The sequence below is a fragment of the Klebsiella sp. 64 genome, from assembly GCF_018223915.1.
In the GTDB taxonomy this organism is placed as follows: domain Bacteria; phylum Pseudomonadota; class Gammaproteobacteria; order Enterobacterales; family Enterobacteriaceae; genus Klebsiella; species Klebsiella pneumoniae.
Genome location: NZ_JAGRQZ010000012.1, coordinates 29,254 through 44,787 on the forward strand (window position 1 = coordinate 29,254; position 15,534 = coordinate 44,787).

The window sequence follows — 15,534 nt, forward strand, 5'->3', positions numbered from 1 at the left end:
ATGTGAAAACACTAACAAGAAATATCCTCCGTACTGCCATTACCGTGATACTGGTCATTCTGGCCTTCGTGGCGATTTTCCGCGCCTGGGTTTATTACACCGCCTCGCCGTGGACGCGTGATGCGCGCTTTAGCGCCGACATTGTGGCGATTGCCCCCGACGTCTCCGGGCTGATTTCTCAGGTAAACGTCAAGGATAACCAACTGGTTAAGAAAGACCAGGTATTGTTCGTTATTGACCAACCTCGTTACCAAAAAGCGCTGGCGCAGGCGGAAGCTGATGTCGCCTATTATCAGACGTTAGCTCAGGAAAAACGCGTCGAAGCCGGTCGGCGTAATAAGCTTGGCGTACAGGCGATGTCGCGGGAAGAGATTGATCAGGCGAACAACGTACTGCAAACCGTTGAACATCAGCTGGCGAAAGCGGTGGCTAGTCGCGACCTGGCCAGGCTAGATCTGGAGCGGACGGTCATTCGCGCCCCTGCGGATGGCTGGGTGACTAACCTTAACGTCTACACTGGGGAATTTATCACCCGTGGCTCCACGGCGGTGGCGCTGGTGAAAGAGAATACGTTTTACGTCATGGCCTATCTGGAAGAGACCAAACTGGAGGGCGTCCGTCCAGGCTATCGTGCGGAGATTACCCCGCTGGGCAGCAGCAAAACCATTAAAGGGACGGTGGACAGTATCGCTGCGGGGGTGACCAACGCCAGCAGCAGCAGCGACTCGAAAGGGATGGCCTCGGTCGACTCCAACCTTGAGTGGGTGCGTCTGGCGCAGCGTGTGCCGGTGCGTATTCGCCTCGATCACCAGCAGGGGAATCTGTGGCCATCGGGCACCACGGCGACGGTAGTGATCACCGGTCAAGAAGATCGTGATACCAGCCAGGCCAACTTCTTCCAGAAACTGGCTATGCGCCTGCGCGAATTTGGTTAATCGCTATGGGGACATATACCATTGCTCCCCGGCATCTCCGCTTTGCCATTAAGCTTGCATGCGCGGTGGTGCTGGCGCTGTTTGTCGGTTTCCATTTTCAGCTCGAAACGCCGCGCTGGGCGGTACTGACGGCAGCGATCGTCGCCGCCGGGCCGGCCTTTGCTGCTGGCGGCGAACCGTACTCCGGCGCGATCCGCTATCGCGGTATGTTGCGTATTGCCGGGACCTTTATTGGCTGTATTGCGGCGCTGGTTATCATCATCCTGATGATCCGCGCGCCTCTGTTGATGATGCTGGTCTGCTGTCTGTGGGCCGGTTTTTGTACCTGGGTTTCGTCGCTGGTCAAGGTCGAAAACTCCTATGCCTGGGGGCTGGCCGGGTACACCGCGCTGATTATCATTATTACCATCCATACCAATCCGATGCTGGCGCCGCAGTTTGCTGTCGAACGCTGCAGCGAAATTGTCATCGGTATTGTCAGCGCCATCGTCGCCGATCTCCTGTTTTCGCCGCGTTCGATTAAAAAAGAGATCGACCTCGAGCTCGATAATCTGCTAATTGCACAGTATAAGCTGATGCAGTTATGCGTCGCGCACGGTGAAAAAGAGGAAGTGGATCAAGCCTGGGGAGCGCTGGTACGCCGCACTACGGCGCTGGAAGGTATGCGTAGTAACCTGATTATGGAATCCTCACGCTGGGCAAAGGCCAATCAGCGCCTGAAGGCGATCAACACCCTTTCGCTAACCCTTATCACCCAGGCTTGCGAAACCTATCTGATTCAGAACTCACGCCCGGAAATGGTCACGGACGACTATCGCGAGCTGTTCGCCGAGCCGGTTGAGACGGTGCAGGATGTTCACCAGCAGCTGAAGCGCATGCGCCGCTTCCTGACCTGGAAAGGCGAGCATAATACCCCGGTCACGATTTATAGCTGGGTGGGCGCCGCCACGCGTTATCTGCTGCTTAAGCGCGGCGTGGTGGGGAATACTAAAATCAGCCGTATCGAGGATGGCGTGTTGCGCGGCGAAACGGTGGTTAAAGTGGAGTCCGCCGAACGTCATCACGCGATGGTGAACTTCTGGCGCACCTCCGTCTCTTGTATTCTCGGAACGCTATTCTGGCTGTGGACGGGCTGGACCTCAGGCAGCGGCGCGATGGTAATGATCGCCGTGGTTACCGCGCTGGCGATGCGCCTGCCTAACCCGCGTATGGTGGCGATAGACTTCCTCTATGGCACCCTGGCGGCGTTACCGTTGGGCACCTTGTACTTCCTGGTGATCATGCCGGCGACGCAGCAGAGCATGCTGTTGCTTTGCATCAGCCTGGCGGCGATGGCGTTCTTTATCGGGATCGAAGTGCAAAAAAGGCGTCTCGGATCGCTGGGGGCGCTGGCGAGCACCATCAACATTCTGGTGCTGGATAACCCGATGCAGTTCCAGTTCAGCCAGTTCCTCGATAGCGCGCTGGGGCAGATCGTCGGCTGTTTCCTCGCTCTGATGGTTATTCTTATTGTCAGGGATAACTCCCGGGCCAGAACCGGTCGGGTGCTGCTGAACCAGTTTGTCTCCGCGGCGGTCTCTTCGCTGACCACCAACTCGGCGCGTCGCAAAGAAAATCATCTGCCCGCGCTCTATCAGCAGCTGTTTTTATTACTCAATAAATTCCCAGGTGACGTCGCCCGTTTCCGTCTGGCGTTGACGTTAATCATCGCCCATCAGCGCTTGCGCGATGCGCCCGTGCCGGTGAATGACGATCTCTCCGCCTTCCATCGTCAGCTGCGACGTACCGCGGACCATGTGATCTCCGCCGGCAGCGATGATAAGCGTCGGCGCTATTTTACCCAGCTGCTGGCGGAGCTTGATGTCTATCAGGAGAAGCTGCGGGTCTGGGAGGCCTCGCCGCAGGTCACCGAGCCGGTACGGCGACTGGTTGAGATGTTGCATAAGTACCAGCATGTGCTGACCAGCAGCTAACCCATAAACCGACGCCCAGGCGTCGGTTTTTTTATCGCTATACTTAACGGCGACAGAAAGAGAAGCGGGAGGGGCTGTCATGACCACCTATACGTTTGATTTTGACGAAATCGCCGAACAACAGGATTTCTACCGGGAGTTTTCCCGAACCTTCGAGCTGGCTCAGGATAAGGTCAACAACCTGGATTCGCTATGGGACGCAGTGACCGGTGGCCTGCTACCGCTGCCGCTGGATATTGAGTTCATCCATTTAAATGACAAGCAGCGCCGGCGCTTTGGCGCATTGATTTTATTGTTTGATGAAGCAGAGGAAGAGCTGGAGGGGGAGTTGCGTTTTAATGCCCGACAAGCATAAAAAAGCCCCCGGCAGGCGGGGGCAAGTCGTCGAAATAAGACGACGAGGGTTTATTTGTACAGCTCAGCGGTGGCGTGCCAGCTATCGCCGGTACGTGCTTCAATAATACGGTAGCTGCTGGCGCCTTCTTTCTCGGCTTTAGCCGCCAGTTCCTGACGCATGTCCATTGGCGCACTACCTACCTGGGATACGGAGATGGTGCCCATGGATTGCAGATTTTGGGCTTGCTCTGCGTTCACTTGCTGGACAGCCGCGCTGGCACCGAAAGAGAGAAGGGAAGCCAGGCCAAGGGATGCGATGATCATTGCGCGTTTCATAATCTTTACTCCAGTCTTTGTTTTGCCGCGGCGGGGCGATGTATGTCGCCGGGCCGCGGTAGAGAATTTTTGTCAGGTTAATCGTTGACGTCTAAAACTTATTTATACAGCTCAGCAGTGGCATGCCAGTGGTCGCCAGTGCGGGCTTCAATAATGCGGTAAGAAGAAGCCCCTTCTTCCTGCGCTTTTTTGTTCAGCATTTCATGCATATCCATCGGGGAAGATGCTACCGCGCCGACGGAAACCGTGCCGATGGCCTCGCGGCCCTGGGCCTGCTCGCTGTTGATAATATCAGCGGCGAAAGCGCCAAACGACACGACGGACAGGATGCTGATAGCAGCTACAGTGGTTTTGATTTTCATGATGTTCACCTCGTCGAATCTTTTTGTTGGGGGTCTTTGTTTCGTGACCCTCATCACAAAACCAAGTATACACTAATCACCAAAAATATTAATACCATGCTAATTGTTTTGTGCGTTAATAGTTACAATAGATTGCGCTTTTTATAACGGATAAGAATTAAAAATGACACGTTAGCGACAGCGATAAGATTTATTTCTAATAAATTCATAAAGGTATACGAATTTGATCTTTTGTGCGTTTTACGATTTTTGCGTTAGTAAAAGAACGTATAGACGGCGTAAATGACACTAAGTGTTAAATAGTTGTTGTGCCAGAAGGGGGAGAAGCAAAAGAAAGGGGAGTCGCCCTCTGACGGTAGCCAGAGGGGAATTACTCAGAGTTCCTGCTCAAACAGAACCAGAATGGCGTCGTGCAGATCTTTCACCGTAAAACCGCGCGCAGGCGTGGTAAAGATGGTGTCATCCCCGGCGATACTGCCAAGAATGCCTTCCGCTTTGCCCAGCGAGTCGAGAAGACGGGCGATCAGCTGCGCGGCGCCGGGGCTGGTATGAATCACCACTACGGCATCGTTATAGTCGATATCCAGCACCAAATTCTTCAGCGGGCTGGAGGTGGTCGGTACCCCAAGCTCGGCAGGCAAGCAATAGACCATTTCCATTTTGGCGTTACGGGTACGCACCGCGCCAAATTTGGTGAGCATGCGGGAAACCTTCGATTGGTTGATATTCTCGAAGCCCTCTTCCTGCAGCGCCTGGACGATCTCTCCCTGCGAGCTGAATTTCTCTTCTTTAAGCAGCGCTTTAAACGCTTTAACCAGTTCTTCTTGTTTTGCCGAACTTCGCATAAGTCACCCAGATTATGGTGGTAAAATCAACATCATTATGCATAACCATGAATTTTTATGCAAATAATCCGCGAAAGGATAGGTCAATAATGTTATGAAGGGGGCATATTTTAGCAAAAAAACCGTATAAGGAACATGTTCTCATCACAACGCTTAAAGCCATGTAAAAGTAAATGAAATGTTATTGAGTTGGTGTTGTTTTGCGCAACTGGCTGGGTGTATTGTAACCAATAGTCGATCCGGTACTTCGCTTTGCTGGATGGTCAGTCAGGAAGCATAAAGTGCGCCGCTGTTCTATTGCTACGCACAATAATGCATTCTTCAGCCATAATCATTGTAATTGTTCATCTTGTGAATTAAGGTCCAGGCGACGGAATAACGAAAGACTAAATTAACCATAATAAGGAGTTTAGGATGAAAGTTGCAGTCCTTGGCGCTGCCGGTGGTATCGGCCAGGCGCTTGCCCTACTACTTAAGACCCAACTGCCTTCAGGTTCAGAGCTCTCGTTGTACGACATCGCTCCGGTTACGCCGGGCGTGGCGGTAGATCTAAGTCATATCCCCACAGATGTAAAAATTAAAGGATTTTCCGGTGAAGACGCTACTCCGGCGCTGGAAGGCGCGGATGTAGTGCTGATCTCCGCGGGCGTGGCGCGTAAGCCCGGCATGGATCGTTCCGACCTGTTTAATGTGAATGCGGGTATCGTGAAGAACCTCGTGCAGCAGATTGCCAAAACCTGCCCGCAGGCCTGCATCGGCATTATCACCAACCCGGTGAATACCACCGTGGCTATCGCCGCCGAAGTACTGAAAAAAGCCGGCGTGTACGATAAAAACAAACTGTTCGGCGTTACCACGCTGGACATCATCCGTTCCAATACCTTTGTGGCGGAGCTGAAAGGTAAATCGGCAACCGAGGTGGAAGTCCCGGTCATTGGTGGTCACTCCGGGGTCACCATTCTGCCTTTACTGTCGCAGATCCCCGGCGTCAGCTTTAGCGATCAGGAAATTGCCGACCTGACTAAACGTATTCAGAACGCCGGTACCGAAGTCGTGGAAGCGAAAGCGGGCGGCGGGTCGGCGACCTTGTCGATGGGCCAGGCGGCTGCCCGTTTTGGTCTCTCTCTGGTTCGCGCCATGCAGGGGGAAAAAGGCGTGGTGGAGTGCGCCTACGTGGAAGGCGACGGCCACTATGCGCGTTTCTTCTCCCAGCCGCTGCTGCTGGGGAAAAACGGCGTGGAAGAGCGACAGTCTATCGGCAAACTCAGCGCCTTTGAACAGCAGGCGCTGGAGGGCATGCTGGACACCCTGAAGAAAGATATCGCGCTCGGCGAAGACTTCGTCAACAAGTAATCTCGCCCTAACAGAAGAGCCGGAACCGCTGTTCCGGCTTTTTATTGTCCAGCATTCATGGAAACCGGGTTTCTGGTCAGATTCCCGGCCGGTCCGGTATTTAGCGATTAACGTGGCTCCCCAAACGGGGAGCCGTTTAGTTGGTGGCCGGGTATTCCTGGACGGCGATATGGAGCGTGATTTTCTTATCATCACGCATGATGACCACCGGAATTTCCGATCCCGGGCGGATCTCGGCCACCTGATCCATCGTCTCCAGTGCCGAGACGGCGGGTTTGTCATTCACGGAGATGATTACGTCGTTGGCGCGGATCCCGGCTTGCGCCGCTGGACCGTCCGGGGCGACATCGTTAACGACGATCCCCTGAATCTGATCGATCCCTCCGCCCTGCGCGTGCAGCGGGGCGATCTCCCGGCCGCTAATGCCGATATAGCCGCGGATCACCCGGCCATCGCGGATCAGTTTATCCATAATTTTGGCCGCTAACTGGAACGGGATCGCAAAGCCAATGCCTTCCGGCGTTTCGCCGTCATTGCTCTTGTCAAAGGAGAGGGTGTTAATCCCCATCAGCTCGCCGAGAGAGTTCACCAGCGCCCCGCCGGAGTTACCGTGGTTGATCGAGGCGTCAGTCTGCAGGAAGTTCTGGCGGCCGGTCGGATTGAGGCCAATGCGCCCTGTGGCGCTGATAATCCCCTGGGTGATGGTCTGCCCCAGGTTATAAGGGTTGCCAATCGCCAGCACCACGTCGCCGATGTGCGGCGTGCGTTTCGGATTGATCGGGATCACCGGCAGCCCGCCGGTAGCATTGATCTTGAGCACGGCGAGATCGGTGAGGGAATCGGATCCTACCAGCAGCGCTTCGAAGACGCGGCCGTCCTGCAGGGCGACGATAATCTGATCGGCATCGTTGATAACATGCTTGTTGGTCAGGATATAGCCGCGCTGATCCATAATCACCCCTGAGCCAAGCGTCAGCTGATTATGGCTGGTGCTGTTAAGGGCGCGGTTATAGACGTTCACCACGGCGGGCGCCGCGCGGCGCACCGCGGCGTTATAGCTCGCCGGGGAGTCGTCTGCCGTATCGTTCTGGGTAGTCGGCGCCAACTGCCACTGGCGCAGCGAGGGCATCAGGGCCAGCAGCAGACCCCCGACAAGCAAACCGATGAGTACTGAACGTAATAACTTTCCAGGCATGATGCAGATATCGTTAATGAATGGTCAGGCGCAGCATAGCATGAGTTGTCCGGACATCGCACATGGCGGCGATGCCCGGAGAGACAATCAGCGCAGCAGCAGATAGATGCTTTCGTTGCCGCGGATCACGTTCAGGGCGATGACCGGCGGTTTGCCTTCGAGCGCTTTGCGCAGTTCGGCAATTGAGTGAATACGCTGCCGGTTAAGGCCAATGATAATGTCATCCTTATGCAGACCGACCTGGGCGGCGGCGCTGCCTTTATCCACATTATCGATCACCACTCCTTTGGTGCCATCTTTCATCTGGCCGTCGCTGAACGAGGCCCCCTGCAGCGCCGGGATAATCAGTTCCGCGCTGGCGGTTGAGGAGGTGCTCTTATCCAGGGTCACTTCGACATCGACCGGCTTTCCATCGCGCAGCAGGCCCAGTTTGACCTTGGTACCCGGCTCGGTGGTGGCGATCCGCGAACGCAGTTCGGCGAAACTGTTCAGCGGTTTGCCGTTCAGACTCACGATGACGTCCCCGGATTTAATCCCCGCTTTGGCGGAGCCGGAGTTTGGCAGGACTTCACTGACGAAGGCGCCGCGCTGAACGTTGAGATTCATCGCTTTGGCGATGTCGGCGCTCATTTCCATGCCTTTAATGCCCAACAGGCCGCGCTTGATTTCGCCAAACTGAATAAGCTGGTCGGCGAGGGTTTTCGCCATATTGCTTGGAATGGCAAAGCCGATGCCGATGCTGCCGCCGCCCGGCGCGAGGATCGCGGTGTTGATCCCGATAAGCTCGCCGTTGAGGTTCAGCAGCGCGCCGCCGGAGTTGCCGCGGTTAATCGAGGCGTCGGTCTGAATGAAATTCTCCAGCCCTTCAAGGTTCAAGCCGCTGCGGCCAAGGGCAGAGATAATGCCGGAGGTGGCGGTCTGGCCAAGGCCGAACGGGTTGCCGACGGCGACGGCGAAGTCGCCGACGCGAAGTTTATCAGAGTCAGCAATGGCGATTTGCGTCAGGTGGTCTGGCTTAATCAGCTGCAGCAGAGCGATATCGCTCTGTTCATCGCTCCCGACCAGTTTGGCATCGAACTCACGGCCATCGTTCAGCTGGACGCTGATCTTCTGCGCCTGATTGATGACGTGGTTATTGGTCAGCACATAGCCTTTCGCCGCGTCGATGATAACGCCGGAGCCGAGCCCTTCAAACGGCTGCGCCTGCTCCTGCGGGGCGTTATCGCCAAAATATTTTTTCAGCTCTTCCGGCATATTGAGCGTCGGCGAGGCGGTGCCTTCCACCTGTACGCTAACTACCGCCGGCAGAACCTTTTCCAGCATCGGCGCCAGGCTTGGTAAGGCGCCCTGGCCGGGCACCTGAGTCGGTAAGGATGCCGCTGCCGGAGGCAGGACCGACAACGATAACCCAATGCTTAACGCTAACGCACTCAACAGCAAAGTCTGTTTCTTCATTAGATGCTGGCTCTCGTAACCTGAGGTGTATGGAAAAATGTCCTGAATAACCTGATGTTATTGAATTTTTGCACAGGTAACAACGTGGGGACTGGTTTAAATTGTAGCCGGGAAGTGGGGGAAGGAGCGGGCGCGACGGGCGCGCCCGGAGAATATTTTAATCGCAGCGAGGCTTAATCGCGTTTTGCGCCTCCGCGCAGTAAACCGGATGCGCCCTCGGAGTAGTCGCGCGGCATCTGGACCGGCGCCTGATCGTTGCTGGCTTCAGACTCTTCCAGACGGTTGCGGAACGGGTTGGCGTCTGCCATCGAGTCCGGCAGCAGGTTGTTAGAGCTTTTCGCCATATGCTGATATAGCTGACGATAGTCGTGCGCCATGTTATCCAGCAGTTCGGCGCTACGCGCAAAGTGGCTCACCAGCTCTTCACGGTACTCTTCAAGCTCGGCTTTATTCTTTTCCAGTTCGTACTGCAGCGCCTGCTGTTGGCGCAGTTTGCGGTTGCCGAAACGCATGGCGACGGCGCCAATGATGATACCGACGACTAACCCAATTAGCGCGTATTCCCAGGTCATGAACATCTCCCGTTGTATTGTGGTTCCGTAGGGTGGCTCTTAGGCTCTCCGCCTGCGCCCGATAGTGCCACTATAACCGCTAATTCCACAGAAGTGGAATCCTGGCGTATCATCGCGTAGTGTAGAACGGCCTTTTTTTCGTCAATCGTGAGCTTCGGCATTACGGTTTTCAAGGAATAACAATTAGATCATGCAAAGCCTGTCTCCAACATCGCGTTACCTTTTAGCCCTGAAAGAGGGCAGCCATCAACCCGACGACGTCCAGCAAGAAGCGGTGAGCCGCCTTGATACCATTTACCAGGAACTGCAGACGCAGCCCGCGCCGGTCGCGTCAGGCGGCGGTTTGCGCGCGAAATTCGGCAAACTGCTGGGTAAGCGCGAGCCGGCTGCCGGGACGGCACCTGTCCGCGGCCTGTATATGTGGGGCGGCGTGGGGCGAGGCAAAACCTGGCTGATGGACCTGTTTTACCAGAGCCTGCCGGGCGAGCGTAAACAGCGCCTGCATTTCCATCGTTTCATGCTGCGCGTACACGAAGAGCTGACCACCCTGCAGGGACATAGCGACCCGCTGGAGATCGTCGCCGACCGCTTTAAAGCGGAAACCGACGTGCTCTGTTTCGACGAGTTTTTTGTCTCCGATATTACCGACGCCATGCTGTTGGGCGGGCTGATGAAAGCCCTGTTCGCCCGCGGCATCACCCTGGTGGCGACCTCCAATATTCCGCCGGATGAACTCTATCGTAATGGCCTGCAGCGGGCCCGTTTTCTGCCGGCGATCGACGCCATCAAGCAGCATTGCGATATTATGAACGTCGATGCCGGCATCGATTATCGACTGCGTACCCTGACGCAGGCGCACCTGTGGCTGTCGCCGCTGAATAACGACACCCGCGAACAGATGGATAAACTGTGGCTCGCGCTGGCGGGCGCGCCGCGCGCTGCCGGGCCGACGCTGGAGATTAACCATCGCGAGCTGCCTACCCTCGGCGTAGAAAACCAGACGCTGGCGGCGTCATTCGCCACGCTATGCGTGGATGCGCGCAGCCAGCATGACTATATCGCGCTCTCCCGACTGTTCCATACGGTGATGCTGTTCGACGTGCCGGTGATGACCGCGCAGCTGGAGAGCGAGGCCCGCCGCTTTATCGCTCTGGTGGATGAGTTCTACGAGCGCCATGTAAAGCTGGTGGTCAGCGCGGCAGTACCGCTGTACGACATTTACCAGGGCGAGCGGCTGAAGTTTGAGTTCCAGCGCTGTCTCTCTCGTCTGCAGGAGATGCAGAGCGAAGAGTACCTCAAACGTCCGCATATGCCCTGACAGGGGACTTTTTCAGGCGGATTCAGGGCCGCAAGGCCGCCCCGGGCGCGGCCTGAAAAATCTCATAAAGGGGTCGATCTTTGACCCCGACTTCTCTATAATCTTGCGACCCCACGTTACGAGAAGGTTTTTTTCCCGAAACTTTCTATGCGCCGGCATAGGCTATTCGAAGGGGTAGGTTTGCTGGACAATGTCGTGTGAACCTCAACTGACTAAACGTTTGGGTGTTCACCAACGTGTAACTTATTATTTGGGTAAGCTTTTAATGAAAACTTTTACAGCTAAACCAGAAACCGTAAAACGCGACTGGTATGTTGTTGACGCGACCGGTAAAACTCTGGGCCGTCTGGCTACTGAACTGGCTCGTCGCCTGCGCGGTAAGCACAAAGCGGAATACACTCCGCACGTTGATACCGGTGATTACATCATCGTTCTGAACGCAGAAAAAGTTGCTGTTACCGGCAACAAGCGCGAAGACAAAATGTACTACCACCACACCGGCCACATCGGTGGTATCAAAGAAGCGACCTTTGAAGAGATGATTGCCCGCCGTCCTGAGCGTGTGATTGAAATCGCGGTTAAAGGCATGCTGCCAAAAGGCCCGCTGGGTCGTGCTATGTACCGTAAACTGAAAGTTTACGCGGGTAACGAGCACAACCACGCGGCACAGCAACCGCAAGTTCTTGACATCTAATCGGGATTATAGGCAATGGCTGAAAATCAATACTACGGCACTGGTCGCCGCAAAAGTTCCGCAGCTCGCGTTTTCATCAAACCGGGCAACGGTAAAATCGTTATCAACCAGCGTTCTCTGGAACAGTACTTCGGTCGTGAAACTGCCCGCATGGTAGTTCGTCAGCCGCTGGAACTGGTCGACATGGTTGAGAAACTGGATCTGTACATCACTGTTAAAGGTGGTGGTATCTCTGGTCAGGCTGGTGCGATCCGTCACGGTATCACCCGCGCTCTGATGGAGTACGACGAGTCCCTGCGTTCCGAACTGCGTAAAGCTGGCTTCGTTACTCGTGACGCTCGTCAGGTTGAACGTAAGAAAGTCGGTCTGCGTAAAGCACGTCGTCGTCCGCAGTTCTCCAAACGTTAATTGTTTTCTGCTCACGCAGAACAATTTGCGAAAAAACCCGCTTCGGCGGGTTTTTTTATGGATAAAACGGCTGTTATCCACAAGCATAGCGCCGGTTCTCGCCACTTTTTCAGCATTTCCAGAATCCCCTCACCACAACGTCTTCAAAATCTGGTAAACTATCATCCAATTTTCTGCCCAAATGCTGGTGATTGTTCATTTTTTGTTTTATTCGTGAACGAAGGTGACATCGCGCTAATGGGGTTTTTACATCTGGCTGGTCATGAGTGGCCGGCAGCAGTACAAAATTCTGAATATACCTGGAGGTTTTCATGGCTGTCGCTGCCAACAAACGTTCGGTAATGACGCTGTTTTCTGGTCCTACTGACATCTATAGCCATCAGGTCCGCATTGTGCTGGCCGAGAAGGGTGTCAGTTTTGAGATAGAGCACGTGGAGAAGGATAACCCGCCTCAGGATCTGATTGACCTCAACCCGAATCAAAGCGTACCGACGCTGGTGGATCGTGAGCTCACTCTGTGGGAATCCCGCATCATTATGGAGTATCTGGATGAGCGTTTCCCGCACCCGCCGTTAATGCCGGTTTATCCGGTGGCGCGTGGTGAAAGCCGCCTGTATATGCAACGTATCGAGAAGGACTGGTATTCGCTGATGAACACCATCCAGAGCGGTACCGCAGCGCAAGCTGATGCTGCGCGTAAGCAGCTGCGTGAAGAATTGCTGGCCATCGCGCCGGTCTTCACCCAGAAACCTTACTTCCTGAGCGATGAGTTCAGCCTGGTGGACTGCTACCTGGCGCCGCTGCTGTGGCGTCTGCCGGTTCTTGGTGTGGAGCTGGTTGGCGCTGGCGCGAAAGAGCTCAAAGGCTATATGACTCGCGTATTTGAGCGTGATTCCTTCCTCGCTTCTTTAACTGAAGCCGAGCGTGAAATGCGCCTCGGTCGGGGCTAAATAATGGATGTATCACAGCTGACGCCGCGTCGCCCGTATCTGTTACGGGCGTTTTATGACTGGCTGCTGGATAACCAGCTGACGCCGCACCTGGTGGTGGATGTGACGCTGCCGGGCGTGCTCGTGCCGATGGAGTACGCGCGCGATGGGCAAATCGTTCTCAATATTGCCCCGCGTGCGGTAGGCAATCTCGAGCTGGCGAACGACGAAGTGCGCTTCAACGCGCGCTTTGGCGGGGTACCACGCAACGTGTCTGTCCCGCTGGCTGCGGTACTCGCCATCTACGCCCGTGAGAACGGCGCTGGTACGATGTTCGAACCGGAAGCGGCCTATGACGAAGACGTCAGCAGCCTCAACGATGATGACGTCGCGCCGGAGAGTGAAAGCGATACGGTGATGTCGGTGATCGATGGCGATAAGCCGGATAATCACGACGACGATCCTGACGACACGCCGCCGCCGCGCGGTGGTCGCCCGGCGCTGCGCGTGGTGAAGTAAATCCCTTCTCTGACAGGCCCTGCGGGGCCTGTTTTTTTGTCTGTCCGCTTTGTTAACTCTGCCACAAACGAGGCGTCCCATGGCTGGTATCGTCATCGCCACAGGTAGTTTTTAGGGAGCAGACATGTCTTTACTCGCACAACTGGACCAGCGTATCCGTCATCATGGCGGATTAATTGTCTCCTGCCAGCCGGTGCCGGGCAGCCCGCTGGATAATCCCGCTATCGTCGCGGCAATGGCGCTGGCGGCTGAGCAGGCGGGAGCGGTAGCGCTGCGCATCGAAGGCCTGGCCAACCTGCAGGCCGTTCGTCCGTTAGTGACAGTGCCCGTTATTGGGTTGATCAAACGCGATTTGCCCGATAGCCCGGTGCGTATTACGCCATGGCTGGAAGATATCGACGCGCTGGCGCAGGGCGGAGCGGATATTATTGCTATTGACGGCACCCAGCGTCAGCGTCCGGCGTCAGTGTCGGCGCTATTAGCAGAAATTCATCAGCTGGGAAAAGTGGCGATGGCCGATTGCTCATCTCTCGACGATGCTCTCGAGTGCTGGCAGTTGGGGGCTGAGATTGTCGGGACGACTCTCTCCGGCTATACCGCAGAGGAGACGCAGGATGAGCCGGATCTGGCGCTGGTGCAATGCCTGAGCGTTGCGGGCTGCAGAGTGATTGCCGAAGGGCGCTATAACACGCCTGCCCAGGCGGCGGAGGCGATGCGTTGCGGCGCGTGGGCGGTGACCGTCGGCTCGGCGATTACCCGCCTGGAGCATATCTGCGGCTGGTATAATACGGCGCTGAAAGCGGCGGTTTGCCCGGCGAATGAGCAATAAAAAAGCCCGATGACGTTAACCATCGGGCTTTTATGCGTGAGGCTCCGGACCTAATCAGACTTCAAGGTAGTTGAGGATCCCGTCCGCCGCTTTACGGCCTTCGGCAATCGCGGTGACCACCAGATCGGAACCGCGAACGATATCGCCACCGGCGAAGATTTTCGGGTTGCTGGTCTGGAAGGCGTTTTCGCTGCCTTCCGGGGCGATAATACGGCCCTGGGAGTCCAGTTCGACGCTGTGCTTCGCCAGCCACTCCATGCTGTGCGGACGGAAGCCAAACGCCATGACTACGGCGTCAGCCGGCACCACGTGCTCAGAGCCGGGGACGATCTCCGCGCGGCGGCGGCCCTTCGCATCCGGCTGGCCCATTTCGGTGCGCGCCATCTTCACGCCGCAAACCTTACCATTGGCATTCACTTCCACGCCCAGCGGCTGGACGTTAAACTGGAACTCAACGCCTTCTTCGCGCGCGTTTTTCACTTCGCGTTTTGAGCCGGGCATGTTCTCTTCGTCACGGCGATAGGCGCAGATCACGTGCGCCGCATTCTGACGGACGGAGGTGCGTACGCAGTCCATCGCGGTATCGCCACCGCCGAGCACCACCACGCGTTTGCCTTCCATGCTGACATAGGGCTCATCGGCGGTTTCACCAAAGCCCATGATCTGCTTAGTGTTAGCGATCAGGAACGGCAGCGCGTCGTAAACACCCGGAGCGTCTTCGTTGTCCAGTCCACCGCGCATCGACTGATAGGTCCCGACGCCGAGGAACACCGCATCGTACTCCTTCAGCAGGTCGTCGAGCTGCACGTCGCGGCCCACTTCGGTATTGAGTTTGAACTCAATGCCCATGCCGGTGAAGATCTCCCGGCGGCGGGTCATCACCTCTTTTTCCAGCTTGAACGCCGGGATACCGAAGGTCAGCAGGCCGCCGATTTCCGGATGACGGTCAAATACCACCGCCTTGACGCCGTTACGGGTCAGCACGTCGGCGCAGGCGAGGCCCGCCGGGCCAGCGCCGATGATCGCGACGGTTTTACCGGTCGGCTTCACGTCGGAGAGATCCGGACGCCAGCCCATCTCGAATGCCTTATCGTTGATATAGCGTTCGATGTTGCCGATGGTCACCGCGCCGAACTCATCGTTCAGCGTACAGGAGCCTTCACACAGGCGGTCCTGCGGGCAGACGCGCCCGCAGACTTCCGGCAGAGTGTTGGTTTGATGCGACAGCTCGGCCGCTTCAAAAATACGCCCCTCGTTGGCCAGCTTCAGCCAGTTCGGGATGTAGTTATGCACCGGGCACTTCCATTCGCAGTACGGGTTGCCACAGGAGAGGCAGCGATCCGCCTGCGCCTTGGCCTGGCCTTCTGAAAACGGCTCGTAAATTTCCACAAACTCAATTTTACGGATCTTCAGCGGTTTCTTTGGCGGATCAACGCGCTGCAGGTCGATAAATTGATAAACGTTCTGACTCATCT

Annotated in this window: 18 protein-coding genes; 11 read left to right on the forward strand and 7 right to left on the reverse strand. The window is 56.0% G+C overall.

Going from position 1 to position 15,534, the window contains the following annotated elements; genetic code table 11:
* The first annotated feature begins 2 nt into the window (after window positions 1-2).
* The 3 genes from aaeA (at window position 3) to KHQ23_RS09230 (ending at window position 3,263) form a co-directional block, all read left to right on the forward strand.
* Window positions 3-935, forward strand: coding sequence for a p-hydroxybenzoic acid efflux pump subunit AaeA (gene aaeA, locus KHQ23_RS09220; RefSeq protein ID WP_002918639.1), 933 nt, complete (start codon window positions 3-5; stop codon window positions 933-935).
* Window positions 936-940: 5 nt separating this feature from the next.
* Complete coding sequence (gene aaeB / locus KHQ23_RS09225) at window positions 941-2,908, forward strand: p-hydroxybenzoic acid efflux pump subunit AaeB (RefSeq protein WP_002918632.1); 1,968 nt, start codon at window positions 941-943, stop codon at window positions 2,906-2,908.
* Window positions 2,909-2,987: 79 nt separating this feature from the next.
* Window positions 2,988-3,263, forward strand: a complete 276-nt coding sequence (locus KHQ23_RS09230; protein WP_002918629.1) for a barstar family protein — start codon at window positions 2,988-2,990, stop codon at window positions 3,261-3,263.
* A 50-nt stretch (window positions 3,264-3,313) separates the two neighbouring features.
* On the opposite strand, the gene yhcN-B is transcribed toward KHQ23_RS09230, so the two are convergent.
* From yhcN-B to argR, 3 genes are all read right to left on the reverse strand, one after another.
* Entirely contained in the window at window positions 3,314-3,580 is a 267-nt protein-coding gene (gene yhcN-B / locus KHQ23_RS09235; RefSeq protein ID WP_002918627.1) for a DUF1471 family stress response protein YhcN-B, read from the reverse strand.
* Window positions 3,581-3,678: 98 nt separating this feature from the next.
* Window positions 3,679-3,942 carry a peroxide/acid stress response protein YhcN gene (gene yhcN / locus KHQ23_RS09240; RefSeq protein ID WP_002918626.1) on the reverse strand — a complete coding sequence of 88 codons (264 nt, stop codon included), beginning with the start codon at window positions 3,940-3,942 and terminating at the stop codon, window positions 3,679-3,681.
* Between the two features lie 374 nt (window positions 3,943-4,316).
* Window positions 4,317-4,787, reverse strand: coding sequence for a transcriptional regulator ArgR (gene argR, locus KHQ23_RS09245; RefSeq protein ID WP_002918625.1), 471 nt, complete (start codon window positions 4,785-4,787; stop codon window positions 4,317-4,319).
* A gap of 414 nt (window positions 4,788-5,201) precedes the next feature.
* On the opposite strand from argR, the gene mdh reads away from it, so the two are divergent.
* The gene (gene mdh, locus KHQ23_RS09250; protein WP_002918570.1) at window positions 5,202-6,140 is read left to right on the forward strand and encodes a malate dehydrogenase; all 939 of its coding nucleotides are present in this window, start codon (window positions 5,202-5,204) and stop codon (window positions 6,138-6,140) included.
* Between the two features lie 136 nt (window positions 6,141-6,276).
* On the opposite strand, the gene degS is transcribed toward mdh, so the two are convergent.
* From degS to zapG, 3 genes are all read right to left on the reverse strand, one after another.
* Entirely contained in the window at window positions 6,277-7,335 is a 1,059-nt protein-coding gene (gene degS / locus KHQ23_RS09255; protein ID WP_032435093.1) for an outer membrane-stress sensor serine endopeptidase DegS, read from the reverse strand.
* An 87-nt stretch (window positions 7,336-7,422) separates the two neighbouring features.
* The gene (gene degQ, locus KHQ23_RS09260; RefSeq protein ID WP_004174125.1) at window positions 7,423-8,790 is read right to left on the reverse strand and encodes a serine endoprotease DegQ; all 1,368 of its coding nucleotides are present in this window, start codon (window positions 8,788-8,790) and stop codon (window positions 7,423-7,425) included.
* Window positions 8,791-8,963: 173 nt separating this feature from the next.
* On the reverse strand, window positions 8,964-9,362 hold the full coding sequence (gene zapG / locus KHQ23_RS09265; protein WP_002918565.1) for a Z-ring associated protein ZapG: 399 nt from the start codon (window positions 9,360-9,362) through the stop codon (window positions 8,964-8,966).
* A gap of 190 nt (window positions 9,363-9,552) precedes the next feature.
* Between zapG and zapE the strand changes: the two genes are divergently transcribed.
* The 7 genes from zapE (at window position 9,553) to KHQ23_RS09300 (ending at window position 14,059) form a co-directional block, all read left to right on the forward strand.
* Window positions 9,553-10,680 carry a cell division protein ZapE gene (gene zapE / locus KHQ23_RS09270; RefSeq protein WP_004144945.1) on the forward strand — a complete coding sequence of 376 codons (1,128 nt, stop codon included), beginning with the start codon at window positions 9,553-9,555 and terminating at the stop codon, window positions 10,678-10,680.
* Window positions 10,681-10,945: 265 nt separating this feature from the next.
* On the forward strand, window positions 10,946-11,374 hold the full coding sequence (rplM, locus tag KHQ23_RS09275) for a 50S ribosomal protein L13 (RefSeq protein ID WP_002918559.1): 429 nt from the start codon (window positions 10,946-10,948) through the stop codon (window positions 11,372-11,374).
* A gap of 15 nt (window positions 11,375-11,389) precedes the next feature.
* Window positions 11,390-11,782 carry a 30S ribosomal protein S9 gene (rpsI, locus tag KHQ23_RS09280; RefSeq protein ID WP_000829818.1) on the forward strand — a complete coding sequence of 131 codons (393 nt, stop codon included), beginning with the start codon at window positions 11,390-11,392 and terminating at the stop codon, window positions 11,780-11,782.
* A gap of 57 nt (window positions 11,783-11,839) precedes the next feature.
* Window positions 11,840-12,124 (forward strand): hypothetical protein, encoded by a 285-nt coding sequence (locus KHQ23_RS09285; protein ID WP_135801240.1) that lies wholly within the window; start codon window positions 11,840-11,842, stop codon window positions 12,122-12,124.
* The gene (sspA, locus tag KHQ23_RS09290; RefSeq protein WP_002918467.1) at window positions 12,094-12,732 is read left to right on the forward strand and encodes a stringent starvation protein SspA; all 639 of its coding nucleotides are present in this window, start codon (window positions 12,094-12,096) and stop codon (window positions 12,730-12,732) included. The genes KHQ23_RS09285 and sspA overlap by 31 nt, the downstream gene beginning before the upstream one ends.
* A gap of 3 nt (window positions 12,733-12,735) precedes the next feature.
* A complete protein-coding gene (gene sspB, locus KHQ23_RS09295) occupies window positions 12,736-13,230 on the forward strand; it encodes a ClpXP protease specificity-enhancing factor (protein ID WP_004188423.1) in 495 nt (164 codons plus the stop codon).
* A 124-nt stretch (window positions 13,231-13,354) separates the two neighbouring features.
* The gene (locus KHQ23_RS09300) at window positions 13,355-14,059 is read left to right on the forward strand and encodes an N-acetylmannosamine-6-phosphate 2-epimerase (RefSeq protein WP_032435091.1); all 705 of its coding nucleotides are present in this window, start codon (window positions 13,355-13,357) and stop codon (window positions 14,057-14,059) included.
* 54 nt (window positions 14,060-14,113) lie between these two features.
* On the opposite strand, the gene KHQ23_RS09305 is transcribed toward KHQ23_RS09300, so the two are convergent.
* Window positions 14,114-15,532, reverse strand: coding sequence for a glutamate synthase small subunit (locus KHQ23_RS09305; protein ID WP_002918461.1), 1,419 nt, complete (start codon window positions 15,530-15,532; stop codon window positions 14,114-14,116).
* Between the last annotated feature and the right edge of the window lie 2 nt (window positions 15,533-15,534).

Excerpts from the sequence above, each read along its gene's own strand:
- aaeB (WP_002918632.1), top strand. The coding sequence starts at position 941 with ATGGGGACATATACCATTGCTCCCCGGCATCTCCGCTTTGCCATTAAG.
- KHQ23_RS09230 (WP_002918629.1), top strand. The coding sequence starts at position 2,988 with ATGACCACCTATACGTTTGATTTTGACGAAATCGCCGAACAACAGGAT.
- yhcN-B (WP_002918627.1), bottom strand. The coding sequence starts at position 3,580 with ATGAAACGCGCAATGATCATCGCATCCCTTGGCCTGGCTTCCCTTCTC.
- yhcN (WP_002918626.1), bottom strand. The coding sequence starts at position 3,942 with ATGAAAATCAAAACCACTGTAGCTGCTATCAGCATCCTGTCCGTCGTG.
- argR (WP_002918625.1), bottom strand. The coding sequence starts at position 4,787 with ATGCGAAGTTCGGCAAAACAAGAAGAACTGGTTAAAGCGTTTAAAGCG.
- mdh (WP_002918570.1), top strand. The coding sequence starts at position 5,202 with ATGAAAGTTGCAGTCCTTGGCGCTGCCGGTGGTATCGGCCAGGCGCTT.
- degS (WP_032435093.1), bottom strand. The coding sequence starts at position 7,335 with ATGCCTGGAAAGTTATTACGTTCAGTACTCATCGGTTTGCTTGTCGGG.
- degQ (WP_004174125.1), bottom strand. The coding sequence starts at position 8,790 with ATGAAGAAACAGACTTTGCTGTTGAGTGCGTTAGCGTTAAGCATTGGG.
- zapG (WP_002918565.1), bottom strand. The coding sequence starts at position 9,362 with ATGACCTGGGAATACGCGCTAATTGGGTTAGTCGTCGGTATCATCATT.
- zapE (WP_004144945.1), top strand. The coding sequence starts at position 9,553 with ATGCAAAGCCTGTCTCCAACATCGCGTTACCTTTTAGCCCTGAAAGAG.
- rplM (WP_002918559.1), top strand. The coding sequence starts at position 10,946 with ATGAAAACTTTTACAGCTAAACCAGAAACCGTAAAACGCGACTGGTAT.
- rpsI (WP_000829818.1), top strand. The coding sequence starts at position 11,390 with ATGGCTGAAAATCAATACTACGGCACTGGTCGCCGCAAAAGTTCCGCA.
- KHQ23_RS09285 (WP_135801240.1), top strand. The coding sequence starts at position 11,840 with ATGGATAAAACGGCTGTTATCCACAAGCATAGCGCCGGTTCTCGCCAC.
- sspA (WP_002918467.1), top strand. The coding sequence starts at position 12,094 with ATGGCTGTCGCTGCCAACAAACGTTCGGTAATGACGCTGTTTTCTGGT.
- sspB (WP_004188423.1), top strand. The coding sequence starts at position 12,736 with ATGGATGTATCACAGCTGACGCCGCGTCGCCCGTATCTGTTACGGGCG.
- KHQ23_RS09300 (WP_032435091.1), top strand. The coding sequence starts at position 13,355 with ATGTCTTTACTCGCACAACTGGACCAGCGTATCCGTCATCATGGCGGA.
- KHQ23_RS09305 (WP_002918461.1), bottom strand. The coding sequence starts at position 15,532 with ATGAGTCAGAACGTTTATCAATTTATCGACCTGCAGCGCGTTGATCCG.